The 25,927-nt window shown below is 59.8% G+C and carries 31 protein-coding genes, 1 tRNA gene and 1 riboswitch; of the genes, 15 read left to right on the plus strand and 17 right to left on the minus strand.

Going from position 1 to position 25,927, the window contains the following annotated elements:
* Window positions 1–143 precede the first annotated feature (143 nt).
* The 5 genes from modA to C4K39_RS26650 all read left to right on the plus strand — a co-directional run bounded on the left by modA (window position 144) and on the right by C4K39_RS26650 (window position 4,983).
* On the plus strand, window positions 144–911 hold the full coding sequence (modA, locus tag C4K39_RS26630; protein WP_068580726.1) for a molybdate ABC transporter substrate-binding protein: 768 nt from the start codon (window positions 144–146) through the stop codon (window positions 909–911).
* A complete protein-coding gene (gene modB, locus C4K39_RS26635; RefSeq protein WP_068580724.1) occupies window positions 912–1,592 on the plus strand; it encodes a molybdate ABC transporter permease subunit in 681 nt (226 codons plus the stop codon).
* Window positions 1,593–1,596: 4 nt separating this feature from the next.
* Window positions 1,597–2,679: a molybdenum ABC transporter ATP-binding protein gene (modC, locus tag C4K39_RS26640; protein WP_124347833.1), complete on the plus strand. Its 1,083-nt coding sequence runs from the start codon at window positions 1,597–1,599 to the stop codon at window positions 2,677–2,679.
* Window positions 2,680–2,863: 184 nt separating this feature from the next.
* Complete coding sequence (locus C4K39_RS26645; RefSeq protein WP_124347834.1) at window positions 2,864–4,504, plus strand: ATP-binding cassette domain-containing protein; 1,641 nt, start codon at window positions 2,864–2,866, stop codon at window positions 4,502–4,504.
* Window positions 4,505–4,590: 86 nt separating this feature from the next.
* Entirely contained in the window at window positions 4,591–4,983 is a 393-nt protein-coding gene (locus C4K39_RS26650) for a VOC family protein (protein ID WP_068580718.1), read from the plus strand.
* 22 nt (window positions 4,984–5,005) lie between these two features.
* Here C4K39_RS26650 and C4K39_RS26655 read toward each other — a convergent pair whose 3' ends face one another.
* The 5 genes from C4K39_RS26655 to C4K39_RS26670 form a co-directional block, all read right to left on the minus strand.
* A complete protein-coding gene (locus tag C4K39_RS26655) occupies window positions 5,006–5,326 on the minus strand; it encodes a YbjQ family protein (protein ID WP_068580716.1) in 321 nt (106 codons plus the stop codon).
* Window positions 5,327–5,457: 131 nt separating this feature from the next.
* Window positions 5,458–5,616, minus strand: coding sequence for a hypothetical protein (locus C4K39_RS31600; RefSeq protein ID WP_164487329.1), 159 nt, complete (start codon window positions 5,614–5,616; stop codon window positions 5,458–5,460).
* A 236-nt stretch (window positions 5,617–5,852) separates the two neighbouring features.
* The gene (locus C4K39_RS26660; RefSeq protein WP_124347835.1) at window positions 5,853–6,245 is read right to left on the minus strand and encodes an MliC family protein; all 393 of its coding nucleotides are present in this window, start codon (window positions 6,243–6,245) and stop codon (window positions 5,853–5,855) included.
* Window positions 6,246–6,324: 79 nt separating this feature from the next.
* Entirely contained in the window at window positions 6,325–7,095 is a 771-nt protein-coding gene (locus C4K39_RS26665; RefSeq protein ID WP_124347836.1) for an APH(3') family aminoglycoside O-phosphotransferase, read from the minus strand.
* Window positions 7,092–7,736, minus strand: a complete 645-nt coding sequence (locus C4K39_RS26670) for a GNAT family N-acetyltransferase (protein WP_124347837.1) — start codon at window positions 7,734–7,736, stop codon at window positions 7,092–7,094. Before C4K39_RS26670 ends, C4K39_RS26665 begins: the two co-directional genes overlap by 4 nt.
* 188 nt (window positions 7,737–7,924) lie before the next feature.
* Between C4K39_RS26670 and C4K39_RS26675 the strand changes: the two genes are divergently transcribed.
* The 3 genes from C4K39_RS26675 (at window position 7,925) to C4K39_RS26685 (ending at window position 10,890) form a co-directional block, all read left to right on the plus strand.
* Window positions 7,925–8,860 (plus strand): hypothetical protein, encoded by a 936-nt coding sequence (locus C4K39_RS26675; RefSeq protein WP_124347838.1) that lies wholly within the window; start codon window positions 7,925–7,927, stop codon window positions 8,858–8,860.
* A 186-nt stretch (window positions 8,861–9,046) separates the two neighbouring features.
* Window positions 9,047–9,133: transfer RNA gene (locus C4K39_RS26680), tRNA-Leu, on the plus strand.
* 866 nt (window positions 9,134–9,999) lie between these two features.
* Entirely contained in the window at window positions 10,000–10,890 is an 891-nt protein-coding gene (locus tag C4K39_RS26685; RefSeq protein ID WP_124347839.1) for a hypothetical protein, read from the plus strand.
* A 103-nt stretch (window positions 10,891–10,993) separates the two neighbouring features.
* On the opposite strand, the gene C4K39_RS26690 is transcribed toward C4K39_RS26685, so the two are convergent.
* The 5 genes from C4K39_RS26690 to C4K39_RS26710 form a co-directional block, all read right to left on the minus strand.
* Window positions 10,994–11,512: a lysis system i-spanin subunit Rz gene (locus C4K39_RS26690; protein ID WP_124347840.1), complete on the minus strand. Its 519-nt coding sequence runs from the start codon at window positions 11,510–11,512 to the stop codon at window positions 10,994–10,996.
* Complete coding sequence (locus C4K39_RS26695; RefSeq protein WP_124347841.1) at window positions 11,509–11,979, minus strand: glycoside hydrolase family 19 protein; 471 nt, start codon at window positions 11,977–11,979, stop codon at window positions 11,509–11,511. The genes C4K39_RS26690 and C4K39_RS26695 overlap by 4 nt, the downstream gene beginning before the upstream one ends.
* Entirely contained in the window at window positions 11,909–13,123 is a 1,215-nt protein-coding gene (locus C4K39_RS26700) for an MFS transporter (RefSeq protein ID WP_124347842.1), read from the minus strand. Before C4K39_RS26700 ends, C4K39_RS26695 begins: the two co-directional genes overlap by 71 nt.
* A 185-nt stretch (window positions 13,124–13,308) precedes the next feature.
* Complete coding sequence (crcB, locus tag C4K39_RS26705) at window positions 13,309–13,692, minus strand: fluoride efflux transporter CrcB (RefSeq protein ID WP_124347843.1); 384 nt, start codon at window positions 13,690–13,692, stop codon at window positions 13,309–13,311.
* Window positions 13,693–13,834: 142 nt separating this feature from the next.
* Window positions 13,835–13,895: riboswitch (Fluoride riboswitch) on the minus strand.
* 259 nt (window positions 13,896–14,154) lie between these two features.
* Window positions 14,155–14,406, minus strand: a complete 252-nt coding sequence (locus tag C4K39_RS26710) for a DUF1652 domain-containing protein (RefSeq protein WP_068580778.1) — start codon at window positions 14,404–14,406, stop codon at window positions 14,155–14,157.
* Window positions 14,407–14,725: 319 nt separating this feature from the next.
* Here C4K39_RS26710 and C4K39_RS26715 point away from each other — a divergent pair, with 319 nt between their 5' ends.
* Window positions 14,726–15,214, plus strand: coding sequence for a P-loop nucleotide/nucleoside kinase family protein (locus C4K39_RS26715; RefSeq protein ID WP_124347844.1), 489 nt, complete (start codon window positions 14,726–14,728; stop codon window positions 15,212–15,214).
* 74 nt (window positions 15,215–15,288) lie between these two features.
* Here the strand turns inward: C4K39_RS26715 and C4K39_RS26720 are convergent, their stop codons facing one another.
* Together C4K39_RS26720 and C4K39_RS26725 are read right to left on the minus strand one after the other, a co-directional pair.
* Window positions 15,289–15,567 (minus strand): hypothetical protein, encoded by a 279-nt coding sequence (locus C4K39_RS26720; protein ID WP_068580685.1) that lies wholly within the window; start codon window positions 15,565–15,567, stop codon window positions 15,289–15,291.
* Between the two features lie 663 nt (window positions 15,568–16,230).
* Window positions 16,231–16,842 (minus strand): NAD(P)H-dependent oxidoreductase, encoded by a 612-nt coding sequence (locus C4K39_RS26725; protein WP_124347845.1) that lies wholly within the window; start codon window positions 16,840–16,842, stop codon window positions 16,231–16,233.
* 170 nt (window positions 16,843–17,012) lie between these two features.
* Here C4K39_RS26725 and C4K39_RS26730 point away from each other — a divergent pair, with 170 nt between their 5' ends.
* The gene (locus tag C4K39_RS26730; protein WP_124347846.1) at window positions 17,013–17,582 is read left to right on the plus strand and encodes a TetR/AcrR family transcriptional regulator; all 570 of its coding nucleotides are present in this window, start codon (window positions 17,013–17,015) and stop codon (window positions 17,580–17,582) included.
* A 95-nt stretch (window positions 17,583–17,677) separates the two neighbouring features.
* Window positions 17,678–18,391, plus strand: coding sequence for an HAD-IB family hydrolase (locus C4K39_RS26735; protein WP_068580678.1), 714 nt, complete (start codon window positions 17,678–17,680; stop codon window positions 18,389–18,391).
* A gap of 104 nt (window positions 18,392–18,495) precedes the next feature.
* On the opposite strand, the gene C4K39_RS26740 is transcribed toward C4K39_RS26735, so the two are convergent.
* The gene (locus tag C4K39_RS26740; RefSeq protein ID WP_068580677.1) at window positions 18,496–18,981 is read right to left on the minus strand and encodes a winged helix-turn-helix transcriptional regulator; all 486 of its coding nucleotides are present in this window, start codon (window positions 18,979–18,981) and stop codon (window positions 18,496–18,498) included.
* A 116-nt stretch (window positions 18,982–19,097) separates the two neighbouring features.
* On the opposite strand from C4K39_RS26740, the gene fabF reads away from it, so the two are divergent.
* Complete coding sequence (fabF, locus tag C4K39_RS26745) at window positions 19,098–20,366, plus strand: beta-ketoacyl-ACP synthase II (protein WP_124347847.1); 1,269 nt, start codon at window positions 19,098–19,100, stop codon at window positions 20,364–20,366.
* Here the strand turns inward: fabF and C4K39_RS26750 are convergent.
* Complete coding sequence (locus C4K39_RS26750; RefSeq protein ID WP_225926525.1) at window positions 20,350–20,985, minus strand: hypothetical protein; 636 nt, start codon at window positions 20,983–20,985, stop codon at window positions 20,350–20,352. The two genes, fabF and C4K39_RS26750, sit on opposite strands and share 17 nt — an antisense overlap.
* Before the next feature lie 105 nt (window positions 20,986–21,090).
* Between C4K39_RS26750 and C4K39_RS26755 the strand changes: the two genes are divergently transcribed.
* Window positions 21,091–21,336 carry a hypothetical protein gene (locus C4K39_RS26755; protein ID WP_068580675.1) on the plus strand — a complete coding sequence of 82 codons (246 nt, stop codon included), beginning with the start codon at window positions 21,091–21,093 and terminating at the stop codon, window positions 21,334–21,336.
* Between the two features lie 27 nt (window positions 21,337–21,363).
* On the opposite strand, the gene C4K39_RS26760 is transcribed toward C4K39_RS26755, so the two are convergent.
* Window positions 21,364–21,825 (minus strand): MerR family transcriptional regulator, encoded by a 462-nt coding sequence (locus C4K39_RS26760; protein WP_124347848.1) that lies wholly within the window; start codon window positions 21,823–21,825, stop codon window positions 21,364–21,366.
* Between the two features lie 110 nt (window positions 21,826–21,935).
* Between C4K39_RS26760 and C4K39_RS26765 the strand changes: the two genes are divergently transcribed.
* Window positions 21,936–23,192 carry an NADH:flavin oxidoreductase/NADH oxidase family protein gene (locus C4K39_RS26765; protein WP_068580673.1) on the plus strand — a complete coding sequence of 419 codons (1,257 nt, stop codon included), beginning with the start codon at window positions 21,936–21,938 and terminating at the stop codon, window positions 23,190–23,192.
* 183 nt (window positions 23,193–23,375) lie between these two features.
* Window positions 23,376–24,011 carry a type B chloramphenicol O-acetyltransferase gene (gene catB / locus C4K39_RS26770; protein WP_124347849.1) on the plus strand — a complete coding sequence of 212 codons (636 nt, stop codon included), beginning with the start codon at window positions 23,376–23,378 and terminating at the stop codon, window positions 24,009–24,011.
* Window positions 24,012–24,080: 69 nt separating this feature from the next.
* Here catB and C4K39_RS26775 read toward each other — a convergent pair whose 3' ends face one another.
* The gene (locus tag C4K39_RS26775) at window positions 24,081–24,518 is read right to left on the minus strand and encodes a DUF1289 domain-containing protein (RefSeq protein ID WP_124347850.1); all 438 of its coding nucleotides are present in this window, start codon (window positions 24,516–24,518) and stop codon (window positions 24,081–24,083) included.
* Window positions 24,519–24,571: 53 nt separating this feature from the next.
* Window positions 24,572–25,687, minus strand: coding sequence for a ribonucleotide-diphosphate reductase subunit beta (locus C4K39_RS26780; protein WP_416220683.1), 1,116 nt, complete (start codon window positions 25,685–25,687; stop codon window positions 24,572–24,574).
* Between the last annotated feature and the right edge of the window lie 240 nt (window positions 25,688–25,927).

The raw sequence follows: 25,927 nt of genomic DNA on the forward strand, positions 1-25,927 counted from the left end.
CCTGGCCGCGACCCAGGTCGCGGCACAGTTCCGTTCGTCGGCAAATCGCTATATATTTCGCTACACAGCGATTCCCCCGCGTTGGCACGCCCCCTTGCAACCACCCACCGCCCAACGCTTTCCTTGCCCAATGGAGCTGTTCGATGAACCTTCGCGTCCCAGGTTTTGCCCCGACTTGCCTCGCCACCCTGCTCGCCGTCTTCGCCCTCGGTTCGGCCCAGGCCGCTGAAGTCCAGGTTGCGGTCGCAGCCAATTTCACCGCACCGATCCAGGCCATCGCCACCGACTTCGAGAAAGACACCGGGCACAAGCTGGTAGCCGCCTATGGTGCCACTGGACAGTTCTATACCCAGATCAAGAATGGCGCGCCGTTCGAAGTGTTCCTTTCCGCCGACGACAGCACTCCGCAAAAACTCGAGAGCGAAGGCGACATCGTCAAGGGCTCCCGCTTCACCTACGCCGTCGGTACGCTGGCCCTGTGGTCGGCCAAGGACGGCTACGTCGACAGCAAGGGCCAGGTACTCAAGGACAATCAATACCAACACCTGTCGATTGCCAACCCCAAGGCCGCACCCTATGGCCTGGCCGCTACCCAGGTCCTGGCCAAACTGGGCCTGACCGACAAGGTCAAGGGCAAGATCGTCGAAGGCCAGAACATCACCCAGGCCTACCAGTTCGTCTCCACCGGCAATGCCGAGCTGGGCTTCGTCGCCCTGTCGCAGATCTACAAGGATGGCAAGGTCACCGGCGGTTCGGCCTGGATCGTACCGGGCGACATGCATGACCCGATCAAGCAGGATGCAGTGATCCTCAACAAGGGCAAGGACAACCCGGCCGCCAAGGCCCTGGTTGACTACCTCAAGGGGCCGAAGGCGGCAGCGATCATCAAGTCCTATGGCTACCAACTGTAAATGAACCTATCGAGTGCCGATTTTTCCGCGATCTGGCTGACCCTGAAACTGGCGTCCCTGACCACCCTGATCCTGCTGGTCGTCGGCACTCCGATAGCCCTGTGGTTATCACGTACTCGCTCCTGGCTACGCGGACCGGTCGGTGCCGTGGTGGCCCTGCCCCTGGTCCTGCCGCCCACGGTGATCGGCTTCTATCTGCTGCTGGCCCTGGGACCCAACGGTTTCTTCGGCCAATTCACCCAATCCCTGGGCCTGGGCACCCTGACCTTCAGCTTTAGCGGCCTGGTGCTGGGCTCGGTGATCTACTCCATGCCCTTTGTCGTGCAACCGCTGCAGAACGCTTTCTCGGCCATTGGCAGCCGTCCCCTGGAAGTGGCCGCGACCTTGCGTGCCAATCCGTGGGATACCTTTTTCAGCGTGATCCTGCCCCTGGCTCGGCCGGGCTTCATCACCGCCTCGATCCTGGGTTTTGCCCATACCGTCGGCGAGTTCGGCGTGGTGTTGATGATCGGCGGCAATATTCCAGAGAAGACCCGGGTGGTCTCGGTGCAGATCTACGACCACGTAGAGGCGATGGAGTACGCCCAGGCCCACTGGTTGGCCGGAGCCATGCTGGTGTTTTCGTTCCTGGTGCTGCTGGCCTTGTATTCGAGCCGCAAGACCAAGGCCGGCTGGAGCTGACCCCATGAGCATCCAACTCACACTGCAACTGGGCTACCGCCAATTTGCCCTGGATCTGGACCTGCAATTGCCTGGGCGAGGCGTGACCGCGCTCTTCGGCCACTCAGGTTCGGGCAAGACCACCTGCCTGCGCTGCATTGCTGGCCTGGAACGCGCTGGACGCGGACGCATCCAGGTCAACGATGAACTCTGGCAAGACAGCCAGCGCAAGCTATTCGTCCCGCCCCACAAGCGCTCCCTGGGCTATGTGTTCCAGGAAGCCAGCCTGTTCCCGCACCTGTCGGTGCAGGCCAACCTGGAATTCGGCCTACGGCGCATCCCCAAGCCACAGCGCCGTGTCGACATGATCCAGGCGACGGAACTCCTGGGTATCGGCCACTTGCTGCAACGCCATCCCCAGCACCTGTCGGGTGGCGAGCGCCAGCGCATCGGCATTGCCCGGGCCCTGCTCACCAGCCCCCGACTGTTGCTGATGGACGAACCCCTGGCCGCCCTGGATTCCAAGCGCAAGAACGAAATCCTGCCCTACCTGGAACGCCTGCACGACGAGCTGGACATCCCCGTCCTCTACGTCAGCCACTCCCAGGATGAAGTAGCGCGCCTGGCCGACCACATCGTCCTGCTCAGCGAGGGTCAGGCCCTGGCCAGCGGGCCCATTGGTGAAACCCTGGCCCGTCTCGATCTGCCGCTGGCCCAGGGGGACGATGCTGGTGTGGTGCTGCAAGGCCAGGTCAGTGCCTACGACTCGGTTTACCAGCTACTGAACCTGCAATTGCCCGGTAGCGACCTGCAGGTGCGCGTAGCTCACGAGCCGGTAGCGCCGGGCAAGACCGTACGCTTCAAGGTCCAGGCCCGGGATGTCAGCCTGAGCCTGCAGGCCAGCGAACACAGCAGCATCCTCAATCGCCTGCCGGTTACTGTCCGCGAAGAAATACCGGCCGACAACAACGCCCATGTCCTCGTGCGCCTGGATGCCATGGGTTCTGCCCTGCTGGCGCGCATCACCCGCTATTCCCGCGACCAACTTCAACTGCACCCAGGCCAGCAACTCTGGGCGCAGATCAAGGCAGTGGCGGTCCTGGCTTGACCCCCAGGGCGATGCTCATTGCAGCAAAGTGCTTGTCAGGAGAAATATTCCGGCGTTAGGCTACGCGCCTTCTTTCCCGTCCCAGGACGATTGCCGACGTGAACAACTAAGCCTTCCAGAAATGTACTCGCAACGAGCCTCGATAGCGCTCGTTGATCTGTTCTCACATTTTCCGGAGGTGCTGATGACTCACGTCACACGGCTGCCTGCGCTGGTTTCCCTGAACCAGCTGACTTATCAATTCGCCAATGGCGAGATCCTGTTCAACGCCCTGAACCTGACATTCGATCGCCAACCAACGGCCATCGTTGGGCGCAACGGCATGGGCAAGTCCCTGCTGTTGCGCCTGATCGCCGGTGAACTGCCCGCCTCGTTCGGCAGCATCAACTGCAACGCTCGCCTGGCCTATGTGCCCCAGGACCCATCGCCACAACCGCAGCAGAGCGTCGCCCAGGTCGCGGGGCTTGCCCAGGCCCTGGAAGCTCTTGAGCGCCTGGCAGGCGGCACCGCCAGTCTGAACGACCTGCAACAGGTCGATGAGCGCTGGGACCTGGCCGAACGCCTGCGCCAAGCCCTGGACGCCTCGGGGCTGCAGAGCGTCGAGCCGCATGACCTCGCCGCCACCCTGAGCGGCGGCCAGCTGGCCCGGGTCGTGCTGATCGGAGCCCTGCTCAGCGGCGCCGAGCTCCTGCTGCTCGACGAGCCCAGCAACCACCTGGACCGCGCTGGCAGGCACTGGCTGATGGAGCAGCTCCAACAATGGCGCGGCGGCCTGATCCTGGTCAGCCACGATCGCCAACTGCTGATGCAGGTGCAGCGCATCGTTGAACTCACCCCCCAGGGGGTGCAGGCCTACGGTGGCAACTACGCACTGTTCCAGGCCCAGCGCGAAGCTCATCACCAAGCGGCCCAGACGGCCCTGGAGCATGCCCGCACCCAGCGCAGCCGTGAACACAAGCGCCTGCAACGCGAGCACGACACCATCCAGCGCCACGCTGCGGCATCGCGTAAATACGCCAAGTCCGCCAATGTCTCGGGATTCGAGCGGGCCAAGATGCTTGGCGCCGCGCGAGACATCATGGGCAAGGTGCGCCAGGCCCACCAGGGGCATAAGGGCGCTCTTGACGATCAGGTGCGCGAAGCCTTTGCCCGGGTCGGCCCGGAGCAACCGACCCTGCTCACCTTGCCCGCGACGACCCTGCAGGCTGGCCAGGCAGTACTCAACCTGCAACGGGCCCAACTGCCATGGTTGGACAGCCAGGCACCCTCCTCATACCTGACCTGCAACGTCACCGGACCAGCCCGTATCGCCCTGGTGGGGCCCAACGGTTGCGGCAAGTCCACCTTACTGAAGATGCTTGCTGGCTTGTTGTCTCCTGTGACCGGCGATTGCCGGGTAGCGGTGAGCAGCGCCTACCTGGACCAGCACCTGGCGCAACTGGACCCACAACGCTCACTGCTCGAACAACTGGGTACAGCCGACACCCCTCTTGAAGAGAGCGCCTTGCGCACCCGCCTGGCGCGTCTGCAACTGGATGCCCTACGGGTACAGCAACCCTGCGCCCTGCTCAGCGGTGGAGAACGGTTGAAAGCCGCCCTGGCCCTGGCACTGTGGAACGGCACCCCGGCCCGCCTGCTGTTGCTCGACGAACCCACCAACCACCTCGACCTGGAATCGGTGCAGGCGTTCGAACGGGCCCTGCGCGACTTTCCCGGCGCCCTGGTAGTAGCTTCCCACGATCAGGATTTTCTCCAGGCCCTGGTTGTCACCCATGTCCTGGAATGGTCCCCCCAGGGCTGGCACCTCAGGGAGCTGCACCCATGAACTGAAATCACGCCGCCAACACCCGCCAGGGACAAGCCTTCATGCTAGATTTGTCCCTTTCATCAATGGACAGGGAGCGCCAGCCCATGCAGTTCGGCTACACCATCATCTATGTACCCGAGGTCGAAAAATCCTTGCAGTTCTTCGAGCAGGCCTTCGGCTTCAAACGCCGTTTCCTGCATGAATCCGGCACCTACGGCGAACTGGAAACCGGCAGCACGGCCCTGGCTTTTGCCGACCATCAACTGGCCGAGATGAACTTCAAGACGGGCCATGTTGCCGCCCATGCCTCACCACAACCTCTGGGCATGGAACTGGGCCTGGTCACCGACGACGTTCATGCGGCCCACGCCAGGGCCCTGCGCTATGGAGCCCAGGAGCTCGCCGCCCCCAACAGCAAGCCTTGGGGGCAGATCGTCTCCTACGTACGCTGCCCGGACGGAACCCTGGTGGAATTGTGCACCCCGGTCGGGGCCTGAAGCTGGAAGCAGGTGGGCAAGACTACTTGAGCTTGACCGCCGTCCCGGTGGCAAAGACCACCACCATGCCACCACGTCCGGATGGCATGCTGATCTCGAAGTCCAGCCCGACCACCGCATCGGCGTGGCATTGGCGGGCACGCTCCTTGATTTCGTCGGTGGCCTGGATGCGGGCCTCCTTCAAGGCTCGCTCCAGGGTCTGGGAGCGGCCACCGAAGAAGTCACGCATACCGGCGAACATATCGCGCACCACGTTGATGCCCTGGACAGATTCGGCACTGACGATGTCCAGGTAAGCGGCAATTTCGCGACCTTCGATATGGGCGGTGGTGGTGACAATCATGTGTTTCTCCCTTGAACGGACAACCCATCCCGATAGCCCGGGACGGCAACGCCGGCGATGGTAGCAGAGCGGCAGTGAGCGCCGCAGGGATGGCCACGAACAACAGCCCCGCTCGATGGCGGGGCTTGGTATCAGGGTTTCAGGGGACGCTCTTCATCCAGTTCCGACAGGCTCTTGCCATCGTCCGGATGCTTCCACGTCTGCGGTGGCGGTTCCTTGTGCTCGACCTCGCAGGGCTCCGTCTCATCGCTGCTTTCATGCTCATAAGGGCGCTGCCGTTGTATTGCCATGCCCACCTCTCTTCCTGAAGGGATTTTCGAGTCGCCCAATCAGGTTAGAACAGATCTGGCAACGATCCGCAGTCAGCCGACCAAACAACGCTGGCGTCCTGCTCGAAGATGAAACTTGTTTCACCCAGGCGCCCGCTTGAGCCTTGTATAGTCGCCCTGCTCATTCAAGCAACTACGTTGTTCGCCCGCTCTCCCGCGGGCTTTTTTTTGCCTCGGCAATACCGAGGCCCAGGGCCTCATTGGGGCTCGACTTCCTGGCAATCCTTGAGCAGGACCTGCTCCTTGGCGGTGTGGTCGGCCTCCAGGAACGACAGCACGGCCTCCTTGCCCTTGGTGTGCCAGCGGAAGCTGTTCTGTTCGTCGTCCGCCACATACAAGGCTCCAGAGGCCGAGCGGGCGATATGCATGGGGATCAATTGGTCCTTGTAATAAAGGGTGGCGAACGAGGTGCCATTGTCGATGTTCAGGTAGGCGGCATCGACACGAACCTTGCCTTCGCACTGATAGCGCGCAACCTGGCTCTGGTAGGACGGCTCCTGGACCTCCGGCTGAGGCTGCGCGGCCTGGCCCAGGATCGGCAGGGCCGCAACCAGGACAGCGGCGCAGAGCGGTGCGAGACGGTTTTTCATGGTGTTTCCCCCAGACAGAATAAGACGCCTGATGGGACTGGCAGCTCCCTTTTTAGTTCAGCCATGCCGACTCCCCGCCCTAGAACAGCTCGTCCAGTTGCTCGAAGTATTCGCGCTGCAGGGGCTGGTCCGGCATCCCCAGCTCGCGCAGGTATTGATCGGCAATCTCCAGGCCGATCTGCTCGCGCAGGTCGCGATGGACGAAGGCAATATCCAGCCAGCGATCGGCCAGGCCACCGCGTCCAAGGTCGATGAAGTGCAACTCATCGCGCCCATCGACGAAGACATTGCTGTCGCCCAGGTCGCCGTGGGAGAACAGCAGCTCTTCCCTGGGCCTGTTGTCCTGCAAGCGGGCCCGCAAGTCCTCGGCGCCGGCCAGGCCCGGCCATTGCCCGAGGTCATGCTCCACGGCGCACAGTCCATTGGCCAACAGGTAGTCCAGCTCGGCGAGGCGTACTGCGATCCCCGAATCGAATGGACAACCCTGTGTTGGCACCGCCTGCACCCGCTGCAAGGCCATCTGGAACAGTTCCAATGCCACCCGCGGTTCACCGACCAACTGGGACAGCGGCACTCCCGGTACCTGGCGGGTGATCATGAACTCATGCTCCTGGTCCTGCGCCACCAGCACCAGCTCGGGTACCTTCAGGCGCCCGGCCAACCACTCCAGCACCCTGGCCTCGCGCAACACACTGTAGGTGGTGGGTGCGAAGATCGCGGGCGACGACTTGAGGAAAAACCCCTCGCCCCCACGGCGAAAGCCATGCACCTGGCACGGCGACTCGCCGATCGTATCAGGCAGCAGGGTCGCTTCACCGATGAAGCGGGCGATACTGGCAGGCAGCTTCATCGACCGGGCGCCCCTGCCACTCCAGAGGGTGGCGTAGTGGCGACAGGTTCTGCCGGCTCGCTTCGGTCATACGGCATCAGTTCCAGATAGTCGGCGAGCCCGGCCTGGACCACAGGCTTGACCATGATATGTACACGGTGGCGCAACAGGCCCATCTCGATATCGTCGCGACGGCGAACCAGGACGTAACCACAACCGCTCCAAAACGCCCGGGCCCGCAGGTTGTCCTCCACGACCACCAACCGCAACCAGCGCGCACCTTGCTGGCCGGCCCAGTCTTGGAGTGCTCGATGCAGTTGCCGGGCGATACCGCTGCCCTGGCGGGCAGTCGCTACCATGAACAGGCCGATGTGCCAGACCCCCACGACCATCAGGTCGCTGACGATACTGCTGAACGCCACCAACTCATCCCGGGCATCGAAAAACCCGATCTTCCATTTACGAGTAAAACTCCAGCCCGCGGGCAAGCTGTCCTGGATCTCGTCCCGGGCCTCGTCCGGCTGTGGCGCAGAACCATGCACAATGTGGAAATAATCCGGATTGGCAACAAAGAAACACTGCAACGCAGCCTCATCGGCCAGGGTGATTTCCCTGGCCCTCAGTGCCATCGAGGCAACCTGGGGCAACACTGTCGGCGACATGTTCTGACTCCGTTCCGAACGTTCTAGGCATGATTTGGAAGGAGCGATCCTAGCCCGCCGAAGACCTGGCAACCGGCATTATTTGTTGGAAAACTGTACCCGCGACCCTGGCGGCAGTGCTCATCCGTTTTGTTATCATCCGGCCGCCCTACACGACCAACTGTGTTTTTTTGCTGTGGATTTGCCCAATGCCCGATCCCTTGTCCTCCCCTGGTTATCTGCGCTTGTTGGCCCTGCAGCAGCGCATTCATCAATTCACCCAAGACCAGGCCGCCGAGCGCGGTGACCACCCCGATGACCTTGCCACCCCACTGTGGACCAGCGACTACAACTACCTGGCCCTGGCCCCGATGCGCGGCGGATTGCATGTGGAATACCACGGCGAACTGTGGGACGAACCTTTTGCCTGGACCCTGGAGTGCCTGGCCGAACAAGCCGTGGCCAGTACGCTCAGCTCGCTGCTGTTCTCCGGTCCCGATACCGGGGCCAACGGCACCCGTGAATGGGAGTTCACTGCGCTGCTGGACAGCGACGCGACCTTTAGCCAGCTCAGGTCACTGGTGATCCGCCCGACCGAACCTGAGCACCACAACATCTCGCTGGTGCAGAAAGCGGGCCGCATTATGGAGGAAGCCGGGGAAGTCGCCCGCTTCGTCGCCAAGACGCCCTACCTCAGTGAATTGACCCTGCCCAATGCCCCCGATGGCAACTTCTTCGAGGTCGATTTGCCGTACCTGGAACAGCTCCACATCGGCGCAGGCTCTGATACCCAGGGTTTTATCGACAACCTGGCCGCATCGAGCAACCTGCCACGGCTGTTCAACCTTGACTTCAGCGAGTCCACCGAACTGCAGCAAACCTGGCCGGAGCAACGCGAGCCTGGCACCGTCACGTCCTTTGCCAGCTATGAAAAGCTGTTTGCCAGCCCAGCCTTCGACTCAGTGCGAGCCTTGCGCCTGCGCAATACCTGCCTGAGCCTTGAGCAGCTGCAAACCTTGCAGCGGATGCGCCCGGGCTTGCAGTTCATGGTGATCCAGGCCACAGCGGGAGGTTATGTGAGCCATTTCGCCCAGCAGGTATTCCCCTGGCGCCACCTGGTGCAGCCGGAGTTGGGGCGCAGCTGAAGTCGCTTCGAACCAAGGATGATCGTAGCTCTCTGATTTATCTTGGTTTTTCTACTGGTTACAGAGCCAGGAAAGCGGCCTTTTTGCCGAGTTCGACCTTGATTCGAGAGGAGTGGATGTATATATTCCACACCCTGTTTCAAACACTGGGTGACTGTCTCCCCAGTGCCGCATTATCGCGCTACCGCCCGAATGGCGAAACTGGTAGACGCATGGGACTTAAAATCCCCCGCTCGTAAGGGCGTGCCGGTTCGATTCCGGCTTCGGGCACCATATAAATCAAGGGCTTGCGTGATTTCATCATGCAGGCCCTTGTTGTTTTTGCTCCGCAATTCTCATATCTCCGGCGTCCTGCCGACCAAGCCTCTTTCCCCCTACAGCTCCCTAATCACCTCGGACTGCCCGTGCATGAGGAAGAAAGAGAGGGATCAAGCGGGCGGCTAGACGCCGCTTGCCGGCCATCCAAGGAATGATGGGAGAGGTCATAGGCTCGCAAGCATTTACTGTATGGATAGACAGGTTATAGAGTTCGAATCTCTACGCCTCCGCCAAATCTCTCTGCTGCTCACGGTCGCTTAGCGCCACCAACTGACCGTTTGCGCATCATTTCTTTAGTTTCCGCAACTACCCTCCTCCGACACTCTGCCGACAGACCACTAGGAGCAGTGGTCCGACCTCGGTGGCGCCCTATATTTTCCTAATCTCAGGATGGCCCAGTCTTGCCACACACCATGACCGGCCGTTACTAGAACCCCCCTTCCTATTTCTGCATAGGCCGGTCAAGGCCCGTAAATACGAGCCCTTGTCAGTCGGCCCTCAACCTAAGACGACTCTTGGCGGTCCCGTTTTGCCCTAAAACATCTCAGCGTTTTTCAGTTGCGTAATTACACGAACTTGACCAAAACAGGGTGGCCTTTACCGGCAGAAATCAGCTAAAAGCGGACACTCATCCCGTGAGCTACCGGCCACGACGGAGCGAGACTAGCCAGAAGCGGTAAATTCTATGTGCCTGTTTAATCAGGGATAATTTAATAATTGAAAAAACTTTAGGCACGTGCTCATTAGAATCTAAATTTACGCCTACACTTTTTGCAGTGTCCCACAATGAAGTGAAAACCTTGAAAAAAGGAGATTTCGACATGGCATCAGCCAAACTTGGTATGAGCGAGTTCAAAAAATGGGTTCTGTACGAAGATGGATGTTTGGATACTAGTACAAATACAACAATTGAGAACTTACACCACACCACAGAAAAAATGATAGAACTGGATTCAGACATTTTAGACAATAGCAACTCTAAAACATCTAGAAAAATGACAGTTCCTCAGCGTACAACGAGAAAAAACTCAAGCATTTCCGTTTCCAGCAACCAAGAATTCACCTTCGGCCAAGAAATATCTATTGAGGCATCCGGACCAGAAGTACCACTTTCACCATCGCTAAAGGCTAGACTAACAGCGACATTCGGACAAAAATTCTCAACTACCAAAACCGAAATAAACTCAGTAGAAAAGACCATAACATATGGAGGGGGAGAACAGGATGTGGGAGCTGGAAAAAAGTTAAGAATATCATTCGCCTATAAAGAAATAACTTTTTCTTTTACCGCAAAAAACAAACAACTTATTAAGAGCATGTTCCCAGAAGACCTATTAGCTGTCTGGATTAATTTCTGGGATGGCAGAAAGGCAACCCCACCAGTAAACTATAATGACAGAAAAACCCCCTTTGAAATATTCAGCTTGATTTATGAGAAAAAAGACAACCTAGCAACTGCGAACCTATGCGTTCATTACCGTAAAAATAACAACAGCTACATTCTACCCACTTATCTACTTCGTGACCTTATTGAAATAGACTATAAAGAAAAAAAAGTCTACCTAAAGGGGAGCAGTGCGGTTTTTCAAGGCGCGTACGGCGATAGTATCGTGCAGACTATCAGCGATGTAGTAAATGGCCAGGTTTTAAGTTGCATCAATTCGGAAAGCGGGGAGTATCTATATTCTCTCGATCCACTGGCGCTTTCTTAGAGGCACTTGCAGACAATCGTGTGCAGTAAGGCGGTCAAGAGCTACTATCGACCATCTCACAAGGCTAGATCGGCGGCCAAGTCTCGCATAGCGGGGCTTGGTTTCACTCTGAAACAACTCCCTTCACATAGTCCTGGCACGCGGCCAGAGCGATCAATCCTTGATCGCCGTCACCGGTGATGGCGACAATTCGTTGAGCAGCCGATGCGTCAAGTTCGGCTCTCGCCGCTCCATGACCCATGCCGCCGGCGCCGGCAGTGGTTGACACCCCACAGCTACCACCCGAGGCGGTGGTATTGAGTAGGACTGATAGCCGCAACTCAGTAGTAGCAAGCTTGTCACGCAGGCGAACCTGGTTCGATTGAACATCGCGCAATTCCTTGTAGTGGGTTTCATCGCTTGCTTGCAGGTGATCCTCCAGCGCACGGCGGGCGTCTTGCTGCTCCCCCTGCCAGTTGATCACCACCGTAGCGGCCTGCTCCCGGTCTGTGCTGTACACCTCGGCTTGCTCGGCCAGGGCCTTGCCGTAGGCGTTGGCCTGCCAGGACCAGGCCAGCCAGCCGCCCAGGGCGAACCCTAGCACCAGGGCCAGGGCTGGCAACAACCAGCCCGGGGCCTTCACGCCAGCACCTTCAATGCGCGCTCATACAGCGCCTGGCGATCCGCCAAGCCGTTGGTGCCGCCGTTGATACGCTTGGTGATCGTGAGAAAGTCGCCCTTATCGGCCAAGGTGTTCAGGCCGGCCTTCTGCCAAAACCACCCAGCCGACAGCGCGGCATAGACTGGGCTTTCAAGCAGCTCAGGGGTATTGAGCAGTCGCGAGTCGCCAAACAGTGCTTCGCTGCACGCTTCATAGTTGGCCCGGCCGGTGACTTGAATCAGCCCCCTGCTCCGGTACTTTTGGCCGTCGCCGTCCGCCTCGGGAGTGTTACCCAGGCGTTTGGCCAGGCGGCCAGTGTCGTACTTGCTCAGGTACTGATCGTTGCCCAGCTCACGCACGTACAGCAACTGGCCAGACTCATGGCCGATCTGCGCCAGGAACGCCGCCATGCGCAGACGAGTGACGATTGCCACGGGCACGAAAGCCAGTGACGACCATCAAGACAATGGCCGGAACGACCACCGCACTGGCCACGAGCATCGCGCCTTCGACCCCGGCCACCTTCAACGCTTGTGCACCGATGATCACCCCCACTCCGATAGCGCTGTTCAATACCGCCGTATGGATGGCGGTCGCTGGCAAGGTATGGCTGCCAGCGATCCGTAACACCCAGGTTTGCAAGCCGGTAAACAAGGCAGAGATCGCCACGCCCCAAGCCACCAGCAGCACGACGACAGGTACGACGCCCAATAATGGGCCATGGATGCCCAGCACGGCCAGCACCAGGGTCATGGTGACCAAGGCCAGCAAGATCAAGGCTCGCAAGTGACGATCGATGAAGAGTGCGCTGAGCAGGTTGCCCAGAAAACCGGCAGCCCCGAAGGCGAACAACAGGACCGCGATCATGTATGACGTGATACCGGGTACCTGGCCGATAAAGGGCTCGACAAAGGTATAGGCGCCGAAATGGGCAGCGGCTGTCAGCCCGGTGATGAAGTAAGTGCTCAACAGATCCTTGCGGCGCAGGATTGCCCCAAAGCCAACACCCTTGGCCAGCGAGGGAATGGTCATGGAGGGCAGCACCAGCATCATGGCTGCGGCACTGACCGCGCACATCAGCGCCAGGCAGGCGAACGCCGTGCGCCATCCCACGTACTGACCCACCAGATTGACCAATGGAACCCCCATCACGGTAGCGATCGTGATGCCGCCCAGAACGATCGAAGTCGCCACTCCAACACGCTGCACCGGCACCAGGTGGGCGGCTGTTGCCGCCACGATTGCCCAGAACACCCCATGGGCCAGCGCCCCGACGATACGAGCGGCAAGCAGCAACGAGAACTCAGGAGACAGTGCCGCCAGGCCATTGGACAGCGCCAGGATCAGCATCAATGCAAGCAGCAGCGCCTTGCGCCCTATCCACCGATTCAGCCAATTGGACAACAGGCCACTGGCAGCACCGATCCAGGCGTACACAGTGACCGTCAAGCCGATGGTGGATGGCGCCCGTCCAAGATCGCCAGCGATCTGCGACAGCAAGCCAATGGGCGCGAACTCGGAGGTGACCATGGTGAACGAGGCGATGCACAGCACGCAAAGCGCACACCCTATCCGCAGAGCTGAGTGGTCCATGGGCGAATTCATCCTTGTTCATGATCGAGTCAGCAAGCCTCACCCGCACCTGGGCTGGATGCGGGTGGGCCCGACGAAAACCGGGACACATCATATTCGGTTCATCGAAACATGCCCGCTGCGATGGGCACCCATCATCTAGCGTCGCCCCGCACAGCGGCGAACTTCTGGAGGGAGAGCCCTCCTCAACGGGCACCCAGCAGCTGGAAGGACAACAACCCTGCTGCCGTCATCAGCAACGAACCGACCACGTGCAACGAAATCGACCCCAGCGCCCAGAGTAACCGGCCCTCCTGTATCAGGGAGACCGTCTCGGCCGAAAAGGTCGAGAAGGTCGTCAGCCCTCCACAGAAGCCGGTAATGATCAGTAAGCGCCACTCGGGACTCAAAGAGGGAGAGGCCGCCAAAAAGGCAATGGCCAGGCCAATGATGTAGCCCCCAAGCATGTTCGCCAGCACAGTGCCAGGCGGGATGGCCGGGAACAGCACATTGAGCTTGAGCCCCAGGAACCAGCGCAACCAGGCTCCGATAGAGGCGCCAGTGGCGATGACCAGCAGTGACTTCAGCATGATGGGCAGCCCCCAGGTGATTGCGATGGCCTAGGGCGCTGCAAGCGGGAGTGACAAGATAAGGGCAATAAAGGCGGTAGGGTCATGGTCCTGTCCTGGATTGAGGACAGGGAAGCAGGCACGCCTACGCACCCTGTCCAGGGTTTGCGTAGGCATCATCAGCACGAAGCGGTTCAAGGAGGAATGCCATCTCCGGGGCAAATCCTATAGCAAGGCCAATGCGACCTTCAAGTTTGCATCACCCGGAAAGTGCAGCGCCAAGCCAGTGGCCCATCCAACCAGGCAGCACATTCCTTGCAGATTCACCTGGCGCTTAGCAGAAGAGTTCGCCCAGCACCATGGCCTCGCCATCCATGAACCGGTAAAGAGCCACGGGTACCGGGCGAACGTCTCAACGCTATGCGCTCGCCATGAGATGTTCAACTGTCAGCAATAATTGACCTGGACCGTGGCTTGCCCTGATTACTGGCCGGCACCGGCAAACGCCCTGCGCCCGGCGCGCAGCTCGGTACGTAGCTCGCCAATGAGATTGGAGACATCCCGCACGCTAGTGAGCTGGGCCTGGGACACACCGTTCAACAGCAGGTCCACTCGGCCTGAAGCCGCATCGTAGATCTTGATGCTCAACGACCCGTTGGCGTTAACGCTGCAAATGCAGGAAAGCGGGAGAAAGCCGGACTCCAGTATGTGACAAAGCTCGCGAGTAGAGAGCATGGCCTTCTGACCTGTGTGGAGGGTTCTGGGAATTTTTCCCATTCAGGTTAGAACAGTATTCCTACACATGTATCAAGAAACACACAGGAAAATGTGCGGTGCCGCACAGTTTCTGAACATCCTGTTTTGCCCAAGTGCCCTGTTCTTTTTCCCGGCAGCTGTGTAAGTTTCATTCCATGAACCGGCGTCCCAAACCCCATAGCACCCCGATTATTACCACCTTCATCGATAAGGTGGGCTAGCGGCTGGACCGCATCAACCCGCCTCGGAGGCGGGGCTCATGACCACTCTTCTGGGGCTACAAGAAAGGAGACGAAGCATGAACCACACCTCCACTGCCGTCTTGCACCTGTTGTGCGGCAAGATCGCTTCAGGTAAATCGACCCGCGCCAGACAACTGGCAGAAGCCCCAGGCATCGTGCTGATCAGCGAGGATCAGTGGCTGGCAACGTTGTATCCGCAGATGATCCATTCGCTCGCTGACTACGTATCATGCGCCCGGCACCTGGGCAGCGCCCTGGAACCCCTGGTGGTAGCCATGTTGCGAGCGGGAACCAGCGTTGTAATGGATTTCCCGGCCAATACCCTGGCCCAGCGCGCCTGGCTGCGCTCCCTTGCCGACCAGGCGGGTGTCACCCATCAACTGCATGTACTGAACGTCGACGAGGAGACCTGCCGGCGCCGCTTGCGCGAGCGCAACAGCTTGGGCGAACACCCCTTTTCCACCAGCGATGAGCAATTCGAATTGATCTGCAGTCACTTCGTTCCACCGCAGGCCGAGGAACAGTTGAATCTGGTGGAAACCTGACAGGGCCAGCCCCACAACGATCCCGCTCCTGTCGTCATGGGGCTGGCGCAACGCATGTGGGGCCTGGCCAGGCCTCAATGGAGGTAGCCGAAGCGCTCGATGTACTGGTCTTCCAGACGACGGCACTTCTCAGCAAATGGCGATGGGCCAGTGGAAGAGCCCGGCATTGCCATGCTCAGTCGGCGGCAATGGAGGATCTCGTCCTGGGCCCGTTCCCGTTCCCGGTCTATCTCAGCGTTGTACCTGACGATGCAGGCCCCCAAGACCACAGCAATACCCACCAGGGACAGCACCAGCGTCCTAAATCCGTCCTCACGGTCATCCCTTCCGTCATCGTGTTGGATCATCAGCATCCCGCCGCCAATACACAAACTCCCCCAAAGGAGGTTGCGTACTGTAGCAGTTCTGCCAACAACGACCGAAGCCGCCAAAGGCCGGGAGTGACATTGCCCGCCCTCGTGCCCGCCCGATATCAGGACGGCGCCAGAGCCAGAAAAACATCAGACAGGGGAGCTTATCTGGTCAAATTTCAGGCAAAAAAAAGCCCAAGTAGCTGATGGACACTTGGGGCTAAAAATGCATAAACCGTGGTAGGTGAACGCAGGGCTATAGTAACGGACTGGTACATTCTGTAACAAGTTTTTTTCCGGAAAAAACGTAAATAAAATCACTTTATTTGGAAAATATCCACACTTTTTTTAAGTCATTGGATTTCAAGGATTTATTTTCCAGCAATTGGCAATTACCTTTCGACGAACTGCCACAACGTTCGTCCGACAGCCCACCGTTTAAACGAAAGTGCGCTGAAAATTCACACAATCGCAACAGACAGGCATCCAGGGCACCCTTAAATTGCCGGCACCTGCCTGAACGGAATGTGCTGCATGAACGACTTCCTCGATACGCTGCCCCTGCTCCTGTGCCTCACCACCTTTGCCTGGTGCTGCTGGGGCTAGGCCACACCTTCGAGGCGCAAGCACCAACACCACCCAGGCATCCCTTTCCCGCCCTACGATTCACACCGGCTCAGCAAGCCTGCAATTGCCGAACACTCCCCGACCGATAGCCCGAGCCCTTAGCAGATGCGCTTGCACCTGGCTCGATTCCGACTCGAATATCAGCGCTGAAGTCTCGACCCGTGCTCCGCAGTAATCGAAGACGCCGTGATCGATCTGGGTTTTCATGGCCTGGAGGTAACCATGCCGTTCGTAGGTACCGGCATCGGCTCCGGCAACCCCCACCATATGTACCCGCAGGTGCCGAAGCTTCTTCACCAACGGGGTGTCGGCTTGAAAATCAAAGGCCCAGCCATTGGCGAATACCCGGTCGATCCAGCCCTTGAGCAAGGCCGGCATGGCCCACCAATAGACGGGATAAACCAGCACCAGGACATCGGCGCGATCGATCCGGGCCTGCTCGGCAAGCACATCGGCGGGCGGTGCGGCCTGCCCTCGGTGTACCGCGATATCGGCGGCAGCGAAACACGGATCGAAGGCTTCGGCCCAGAGGTCGGCCAATTCGAAGGAGTGCTCCGGACCAGAGTCCTCGAGACCTGCGATGACTTCCCGTGCCAACTGCTGGCTCAGGGACAGGGGATCATGATGAGCAACCACGATGAGTGCGTGCATGGCAAAGGCTCCTGTTGCTGGATTGCGCGACTTGCTGGGGGTTTATATACTTTTAGTAAGTTACTAACGATAAGTTACTTTTGGTACATAAGCATGTCAAGCAACCAGGAAAGCACTCCCAATCCGCCCCCCGACGGCGCCTGTCCCGGGAACAGCGGCTGCAACAATTGATGGCAGTGGCCTGGAGGATTGTCCGTGAACATGGCACCGAAGCCCTGACCCTGGGTTACCTGGCCGAGCAGGCGGGGGTTACCAAGCCTGTGGTCTATGACCATTTCGCCACTCGAGCGGTGCTGCTGATAGCGCTGTACCAGGACTTCGATCAGCGCCAGACCCTCCAGATGGACCAGGCCCTTGAGCGCAGCGAACCACTGCTGGCCCATCGCGCAAGGGTGATCGCCAGCTCCTATGTCGATTGCGTGCTACTCCAGGGACGGGAGATACCCGGGGTCATTGCGGCCCTGGCCAGCTCGCCGGAACTGGAAGCCGTCAAACTCCAGTATCAGCAAGTTTTCCTGGATAAATGCCGTAGCAACCTGCAGCCCTTTGCTGAGGGCGCCATCATCTCAGCCGCGGCATTGCGGGCGATGCTCGGCGCTGCCGAGGCGGTCTCCCATGCGGCAGCCCTGGGGGACATCACTCCAGCGCAAGCTCAGGACGAGCTCTACGCCAACATCGTGGCCATGGTCGAGCGCGCTCGCGCAAACGAATCGATATCCCGTCGGGGTGCAATTGAATGAAACCCCCATTGCATCCCTAGAACAACCGGAACGCGTAGACTGCGCACATGACCGACAATGCCCGCCAGCCCGGGGCGCACAGACCGAGAGCCACCATGTCGCGACAATCGCCTGCATCCTCGACGCCCCTTGCCGACAGCGCCGAGCCACCACTCACCCCGGACACCCTGGTACTCGACCCACAAGCCAGCCGCGTGCTCTCGGTCTTCGACTTCGATGGCACCCTCACCCGCCACGACAGTTTCGTGCCGTTTCTGCGCTTCGCCTTCGGCCCGCGCCGCTTCCATCAGCGGATGCTCAAGCTGGCCCTGCCCAGCCTGGGGTTTCTCGCCCGCCGGGTGGCTCGCGATCAACTCAAGGCGCGACTGATCAACGTCTTCCTCAAGGGGATCGAAGCGGCGTGGGTGCAACAGCAGGCCGAGGCATTCTGCCAACGCTCCTGGAACCAACTGATGCGCCCCGCCGGCCTGCTGGCGGTGACCGACGAACTGCGCTCCGGAGCCCAGGTGACTTTGTGCTCGGCCTCGCCGGCCCTGGTTCTACAGCCATTCGCCAAGCGCCTGGGGATCGAGTTGATCGGCACCGAACTGGAGGTCATCGATGGCGTCCTGACCGGGCATATCGTTGGCAACAATTGTCGCTGCGAGAACAAGGTCCTGCGCCTTGAAAGCATCTATGGCCCCCTGGAGCAGTACCGTTTGCGCGCCTGGGGCGATACCCGGGGCGATCGCGAGTTGCTCGCCGCGGCCCAGGACGCTCACTGGCGGCACTTTCACCCAGCCTGGCGCCGTGGGCAGCTCGCTCGCTGAGGCTCACCAACAGCCCACTCTGGTCGTGCTCGACTAGCCCAGCCAGTGCCCCTGGGTCCCAGCAGCGGTTGTCGAAACGAGCCCGGCTCAGCGGTCCACCGCCTTCAATCGGGCTTGTGGGCCAGCCGCTGGCGCATGCTGGCACTGGCAACGGGGCCGGCCTTTATGGTGCAGGCCTCCAGCGGCACCACCCGACCCTCGACCCTCTCCACCATTGCCGGCTCTACCGGCCTGCCACTCTGGCTATCGATGAGCTGCACGCTCTGGCCTTCAGGCGCGAAATGGCGATTGCCCCATGCCACGAACGCCATGAGCACCACGCGAAAATCCTCTCCCTTGGCGGTAGGCACATACTCATGGCGCACAGGACGCTGGCAATAAGCTCGACGCTCCAGCAACCCCGCCTCCACCAGCGAGTTGAGACGCCGGGTCAGCATGTTCGGAGCGATCTCCAGGCTGCGGGAGAACTCATCGAAACGCCTCAGGCCATGCAGTGCATCACGCATGATCAGGATGCTCCACCATTCCCCCACCCGCTCCAGGGACCTGGCGATCGGACATTCTGCCTGCTCCAGGCTTCTTCGCTGCATGGCCGACTCCTGCGGTAACGTTCAAGTATTTGTGGAACCGGATGTTACTTTCATCATGATAGTATCGTCCACGCTTCATCTTCCCCGATCAGGTAAATCGAAGGAGCAAGTGCGGCATGAGCAAACGCATCGTAGTTACAGGCATGGGTGCAATCACTCCGCTGGGTTGCGGAGTCGAGCAGGTCTGGCAGCGCCTGCTGGCAGGTCGCTCGGGAATCCGCCAACTGCCAGAGCAATTCATTGCAGGCCTGTCCACCACCATCGGTGGCCAGGTGCCGGATTCGATCGAGGATCCTCAAGCCGGCTTCGATCCTGACCGACTCCTGGCCGCCAAGGAACAGCGCAAGATGGACCGCTTCATCCTGTTCGCCCTGGCCGCTGCCGAAGAAGCCCTGGCCCAGGCCAACTGGCGCCCGGATACCGCCGAGGCCCAGGAACGCACGGCTACCATCATCGCTTCGGGGGTCGGCGGCTTCCCTGCTATCGCCGAAGCGGTACGCACCAGCGATAGCAAGGGACCGCGACGTCTTTCGCCCTTCACCATCCCATCATTCCTGAGCAACCTGGCTGCCGGCCAGGTGTCGATCCGCCATGGGCTCAAAGGGCCGCTGGGCACCCCGGTCACGGCTTGCGCCGCCGGAGTCCAGGCCATAGGCGATGCCGCCCGGATGATCCGTGCAGGTGAAGTCGATGTCGCCCTGTGTGGTGGCGCAGAAGCCACGATCCATCAGGTCAGCCTGGCGGGCTTTGCTGCCGCACGTGCCCTGTCCAGCGACTACAACGACACGCCCCATCGCGCCTCGCGGCCATTCGACCAGGGGCGCGATGGTTTTGTCATGGGAGAAGGAGCGGGACTGCTGGTCATCGAGGAGCTGGAGCACGCATTGGCACGAGGCGCCCAGCCCATTGCAGAAGTGGTGGGATATGGCACCAGCAGCGACGCCTACCACATGACGGCAGGACCGGAGGACGGCAACGGCGCCCGTCGCGCCATGGAACTGGCCTTGCGACAGGCCGGTATCGCCCCCTCTGCAGTGCAGCACCTCAACGCCCACGCCACCTCGACCCCGGTAGGCGACAAGGGCGAGTTGGCGGCCATCAGGGCGCTGTTCGGTAACGGCGCCAGCCCGGCCATCAGTGCCACGAAATCCGCCACGGGGCACTTGCTGGGCGCCGCAGGCGGGATCGAGGCGATCTTCACCATCCTCGCCCTGCGTGATCAAGTCGCTCCGGCAACACTTAACCTGGAGAACCCGGACGACGCAGCCGAAGGCCTGGACCTGGTCCGCGGCCAGGCCCGGAAGATGGCCATGCAGTATGCGCTGTCCAATGGCTTCGGCTTTGGCGGGGTCAATGCCAGCGTACTGTTCAAGCGTTGGGCGTAAGGCCGCAGGCCTGCGCGGTGCCTGGTACGAAGAGCGGCTTGTAGTCGCAATGGATCTGCAAGCTTTCGGTGTGGTTGCGGTGAATCTGGAAACCGCACTGCACCAAGTCTGCCTTGACGCCATCCAGCGCCATTGCATAACGCGCCTTCAGCAGTTGCTGGCGCTTGGGTGAGGTAAACACTCCCAGGGGCAAGAAGCGCAAGCGCTTGCCCTCAAGGACAATCGAAACATCGACATGCGTGCCATCCACATCGTGGCCATTGGCACCAAAGATATCGTCCACCTCATCCTGGCGTCCCGGGTAGCACCAGCAGAACAGGCGAATCCCCAGCCAGCGTGACAGCGTCCGGAAGCCGCCCAGCCTACTGCTGCGATTCTCATAGCCTCGTGTCACCAACAGTCGCGTGGTACCCGGCAAGCCTTGCTGGACCTTGAGCAACTGCTGGAAGACCTGCGAATCCAGCGCCACCTGCGACGATGGCCAACGCGGCGCGATCGTCAATCCCTGATGGTCGCCCTTGGTGAGAATAAGCATGAACATCGCCCTGATGATTTTTGTGCGGGCCATCCTACACAGACAGGACAAGTCGATGGACAAAATCTCCTCGCTCTTCAGCATCCCTACAGCCATCTTCCCCCGTGACAGGACACAGGCAGTTTAGTTATCCTGATAATGGCTCATAGCCATCAACCATAAGATAAGAACAGTGACCACAGGTGCTGTATGTACGATTTGAAGAATCTGGTCATTGTCGACAAGAGCCATGGCTTGACCGTCCTGCAGGTCACTGCGGACCTGGTCGCCGGTGCACTGGAAGAACTGCTGGCCAATTGCGTCGCCAGCGCCAGCATCACGCAGAAACTGGACTACTCGATCCTGAGCCTCTACCAGGACAAGCTGGAGGCCGCCATGGGCAACATGAACCTACCAGCCCTGCCGATGGGTTCGGCTCCGGAGGGCCTGCGCTGACAGGAACCCGGAGCTGCCGACGGCGGCTCAGCGACGCGATTTCTGTTGACGCCCGGTGCTGGCAACGCCAACGGCACTCGCCTCGTTGTCCCGCCATTGCGCCAGCAGCCGCTGAGCATTCTCTTCGCAATCCATGCCATCGGGCTTGCCTTCGATCCCGGCGATCAGGGCCAGCAAGTGACTGCGGTTGTGCGCCAGGCGCTCCTGCAACGTCTCGATCTCCGTGACCTTGCGCCTCAGGCTCGCCAGCAGTCGATCATGGCGCTCCCCCCCTTTCACTGCTGACTCAAGTGTCAAGGTGCGCATTTCCTCCAGGCTGAAACCGGCCTGCTGCCCACAGGTGATGATTTCCAGGCGCTGCACCACATCCTCTGGGTAGTCCCTATAGCCGTTGCCCAGGCGCTGGGACTCGATCAAGCCACTGGCTTCATAAAAACGCAGGCGCGATGCGCTCAGGCCCGTACGTCGGGCCAGTTCACCAATCTTCATTTGAGTTGCAAATCTCCGGTTGACCTTAAGGATAACTTTAACCTTAGGCTTCTTCGCAATACAGCCCCGCCGCACATAAATCGACGCGCGGCGCCTCACCGGAGAACACCATGAACGCTTTCCAGCCCCTGCGTTTACCCAATGGCAGCACCCTGCCCAACCGCATCGCCAAGGCCGCGATGGAAGAGAACCTGGCAAACCTGGACCAGACCCCATCGGATCAACTGCTGCGCCTGTATCAGGCCTGGGCCGAAGGTGGAGCCGGTCTGTTGCTCAGCGGCAATGTGATGGTCGACCCCAGCGCCATGACCGGACCTGGCGGTGTAATGCTCGACGACAGCCAGCAACTGCAACGGTTTCGCCAATGGGCACGCATCGGGCAGGCCCAGGGTGCGCAGTTCTGGATGCAGATCAATCATCCAGGGAGGCAAATGCAGGCGAGCCTCGGCCAGACCACCGTCGCCCCCTCTGCAGTGGCCCTGGACATGGGTGGGCTATCGAAGATGTTTCCCCTCCCCAAGGCACTGGAAGAAGCTCAGATCAATACACTGATCCAGCGTTTCGCCCGTACTGCGGCGCTGGCCGAAGAGGCCGGATTCAGCGGCGTGCAGATCCACGCAGCCCATGGCTACCTGTTGAGCCAGTTCCTCTCGCCCCTGAGCAACCAGCGCCAGGATCGCTGGGGCGGCAGCCTGGAGAATCGTGCACGGTTGCTGCTGGAGGTGGTCAAGGCCGTACGCGCGACGGTCTCTCCTGGGTTCAGCGTGGCCGTCAAGCTCAATTCGGCCGACTTCCAGAGGGGTGGTTTCGAACCCGCCGACGCACGCCAGGTGGTGCTGTGGCTCAATGAGCTGCCGGTGGACCTGGTGGAGTTGTCGGGCGGCAGCTATGAAGCCCCAGCCATGCAGGGTGATGCCCGCGATGGCCGGACCCTGGCTCGCGAAGCCTACTTCCTCGAATTCGCCCGAGAGATCGCAGCCATTGCACGCATGCCGGTCATGGTCACGGGCGGCATCCGCCGCTTGCCGGTAGTGGAACAGGTCCTGGACAGCGGCGTGGCCATGGCCGGCATCGCAACCGCCCTGGCGGTAGACCCTGCCCTGCCCCGCCGCTGGAAACAGGGCGATCGCAAGGCCAGTGCCGAACTGCCGCCGATCCGCTGGAAACGCAAGGCCCTGGCAGCGCTGGCCTACATGGCATTGGTGAAGCTGCAGATGCGGCACCTTGCCGAGGGTCGCCAGACCAAACCAGGCTCCTCGCCCCTGCGCGCCCTGTTGCTGGAGCAATGGGCAACCCTGCATCGGACCCGGCAATACCGTCGGATGATGCAAGGCCGTGCGGTTCTGGTGGAAAGAGCCAGTGCATGACACTGCCATCAAGGCTATTGTGCGGCCTCTATGGAGCTGGCCGGCGCGACGCTGTTTGCAGACCAGCTTGCAACCTGGCAGCTCCAGAGACGCCACTCAGCGGTACCGCTGAGCGTTGCGAACACGATCGCTGCAGTGCCGCGCGCTTGAAAGAAAGTGCCGGCTAGCCACATGGAGAAAGTCTTGAGCAATTACTTCGAGAGTCCTTTCAAGGGCATCACACTGGACAAGCAGGTCACCCATCCGAACATCCAGGTTGGCCGGTACAGCTATTACTCCGGGTACTACCACGGCCACAGCTTCGACGAATGTGCACGCTACCTGCCACCAGACGAAGGCGTGGACCGACTGATCGTCGGCAGTTTCTGCTCGATCGGCTCGGGTGCCGCGTTCATCATGGCCGGTAATCAAGGCCACCGGAACGAATGGGTCAGCACCTTTCCTTTCTATTGGATGCCAGAAGAACCAGCCTTTGCGGGAGCGCAGAATGGCTATGAATCCGCTGGCGATACGGTCATCGGCAACGATGTCTGGATCGGCTCCGAAGCCATCATCATGCCGGGCGTCAAGGTGGGTGACGGCGCGGTGATCGGCACCCGCGCCCTGGTGACCCGGGATGTCGAGCCCTACGCCATCATCGGCGGCAACCCGGCCAAGACCCTTCGCATGCGCTTCGATGAGCGCACCGTGCAAATGCTCCTGGAAATGAAATGGTGGGACTGGTCCACCGACCAGTTGAAGGACGTGATGCCACTGATGACCAGCGGCAATGTCCAAGCGCTATACGTGCATTGGCAAAACGTAGTGCGCCGCGCTTGATCCAATCAGATCAAGAAAGCCCGTGGATCGTCGATCCACGGGCTTCAGCCAGGCATTCAAGAATCAGGCTCAGCCACCTGTACCGTAGCGTTGCTCCGATAGCGAAAAGAACTCCCTATCGATGACATCCCGCAGTTCCACCAGGCGTAACTGGCTGTATGCCGGCAGGATCCTTATGCCGAACTCCTCGATGTTCCTTATCACCCCCGCACCACGCCTGATGACCTGGTAGGCACAGTACTGAATGGAGTTCAGCGGTGAACAATTGATCCTGCCAGACTGCACCCTGAGTGCCAGCAAGTCAGGATCGAAGATCTCGCACTTGTCGAGCATCACCTGGCTCAAAAGACATTCGAAACGCTGCAGGACACTGCGTTTCTGATCTTCACCATAACCATTCCACTCAATCACCTCATGATCGAATCGCTTGCAACCCCGGCACACCCGATCACCGTAGACCGTTGAGCAAAGCCCGATACAAGGCGTCTTGATTTTCTCCAGACTCATTCAGCACTCCTGGGATCGAACCTCGCTTATCGACCCTTTGTCTTCCAGGCCGATCAATCCCAGGACAAGGCGCCACCGGTTTGATATTCAATGACACGGGTCTCGAAGAAGTTCTTTTCCTTCTTCAAGTCCATTATCTCGCTCATCCACGGGAATGGATTCTCGACGTTTGGATACTCCTCCTTCAGCCCTATCTGGCACAGGCGGCGATTGGCGATGAATTTCAGGTAGTCCTCCATCATGGCCGCATTCATGCCCAGGACTCCGTGGGGCATCGTGTCTCGCGCATATTCGATTTCCAGCTGGGTACCCTGCAGGATCATTTGAGTCGCCTCCTCCATCAAGGCATGGTCCCAGAGGTGAGGGTTCTCGATCTTGATCTGGTTGATGACGTCTATGCCGAAGTTCAAGTGCATCGACTCATCGCGAAGGATGTACTGGAACTGCTCCGCGACGCCGTTCATCTTGTTTCTTCGCCCCATGGAGAGAATCTGGGTAAAACCGCAATAAAAGAAGATGCCCTCCAGCACGCAGTAGTAGGCGATCAGGTTCCTGAGCAGTTCCTTGTCCGCAGAGACACTGCCTGTCTTGAACCTTGGATCGGATATGGCCCGGGTATAACGCAATCCCCACGCGGCTTTCTTGGCCACGGTAGGAACCTCGCGATACATGTTGAAGATCTCCCCCTCGTCCATGCCCAGGGACTCGATACAGTATTGATAGGCGTGCGTATGGATGGCCTCCTCGAAGGCCTGGCGCAAGATGTATTGTCGGCACTCGGGGTTGGTAATCAGGCGGTACACCGCCAGGGCCAGGTTGTTGGCTACCAGGGAGTCGGCAGTCGCAAAGAACCCAAGACTGCGCATGACGATACGACGCTCATCGTCACTCAACCCCTGCGGGTTCTTCCAAAGCATGATGTCTGCCGTCATGTTGACTTCTTGCGGCATCCAGTGATTCGCACACCCGTCCAGGTATTTTTGCCAGGCCCAGTCATATTTCAGTGGAACCAGCTGGTTCAGGTCCGCTCGACAATTGATCATGCGCTTTTCATCGACGGCAACCCGTCCCGAGGCCCCTTCCAACTCATCCAGGCGCTGGTTGAACTCCAGTGAGTTGAGAGCTTTCTTCGCTCGAATCACTGCTGGCGAATCACCAGGCACAATCATCCTGGCTTCCTGCGCGGCGGTATTTCCTGCCACGTCGAGACCGTCCTTTGGTGTCGTTTCATGCGGCCTGTCAGGTCCACCCGTTCCTGCAGCTTCATGATCGTTCACATCAAGCCCATCCCAACTCAACATTTCATCCATCCTTATTCTTGCCGTCTGGCGAGCAGCAGCTCGACCAGAAAGTCATGTTTTCGAGAATGCGTACCGCAAAGCCTTCCCACAAAAACACCACATATAGTT

This window comes from Pseudomonas sessilinigenes, from assembly GCF_003850565.1.
GTDB lineage: Bacteria > Pseudomonadota > Gammaproteobacteria > Pseudomonadales > Pseudomonadaceae > Aquipseudomonas > Aquipseudomonas sessilinigenes.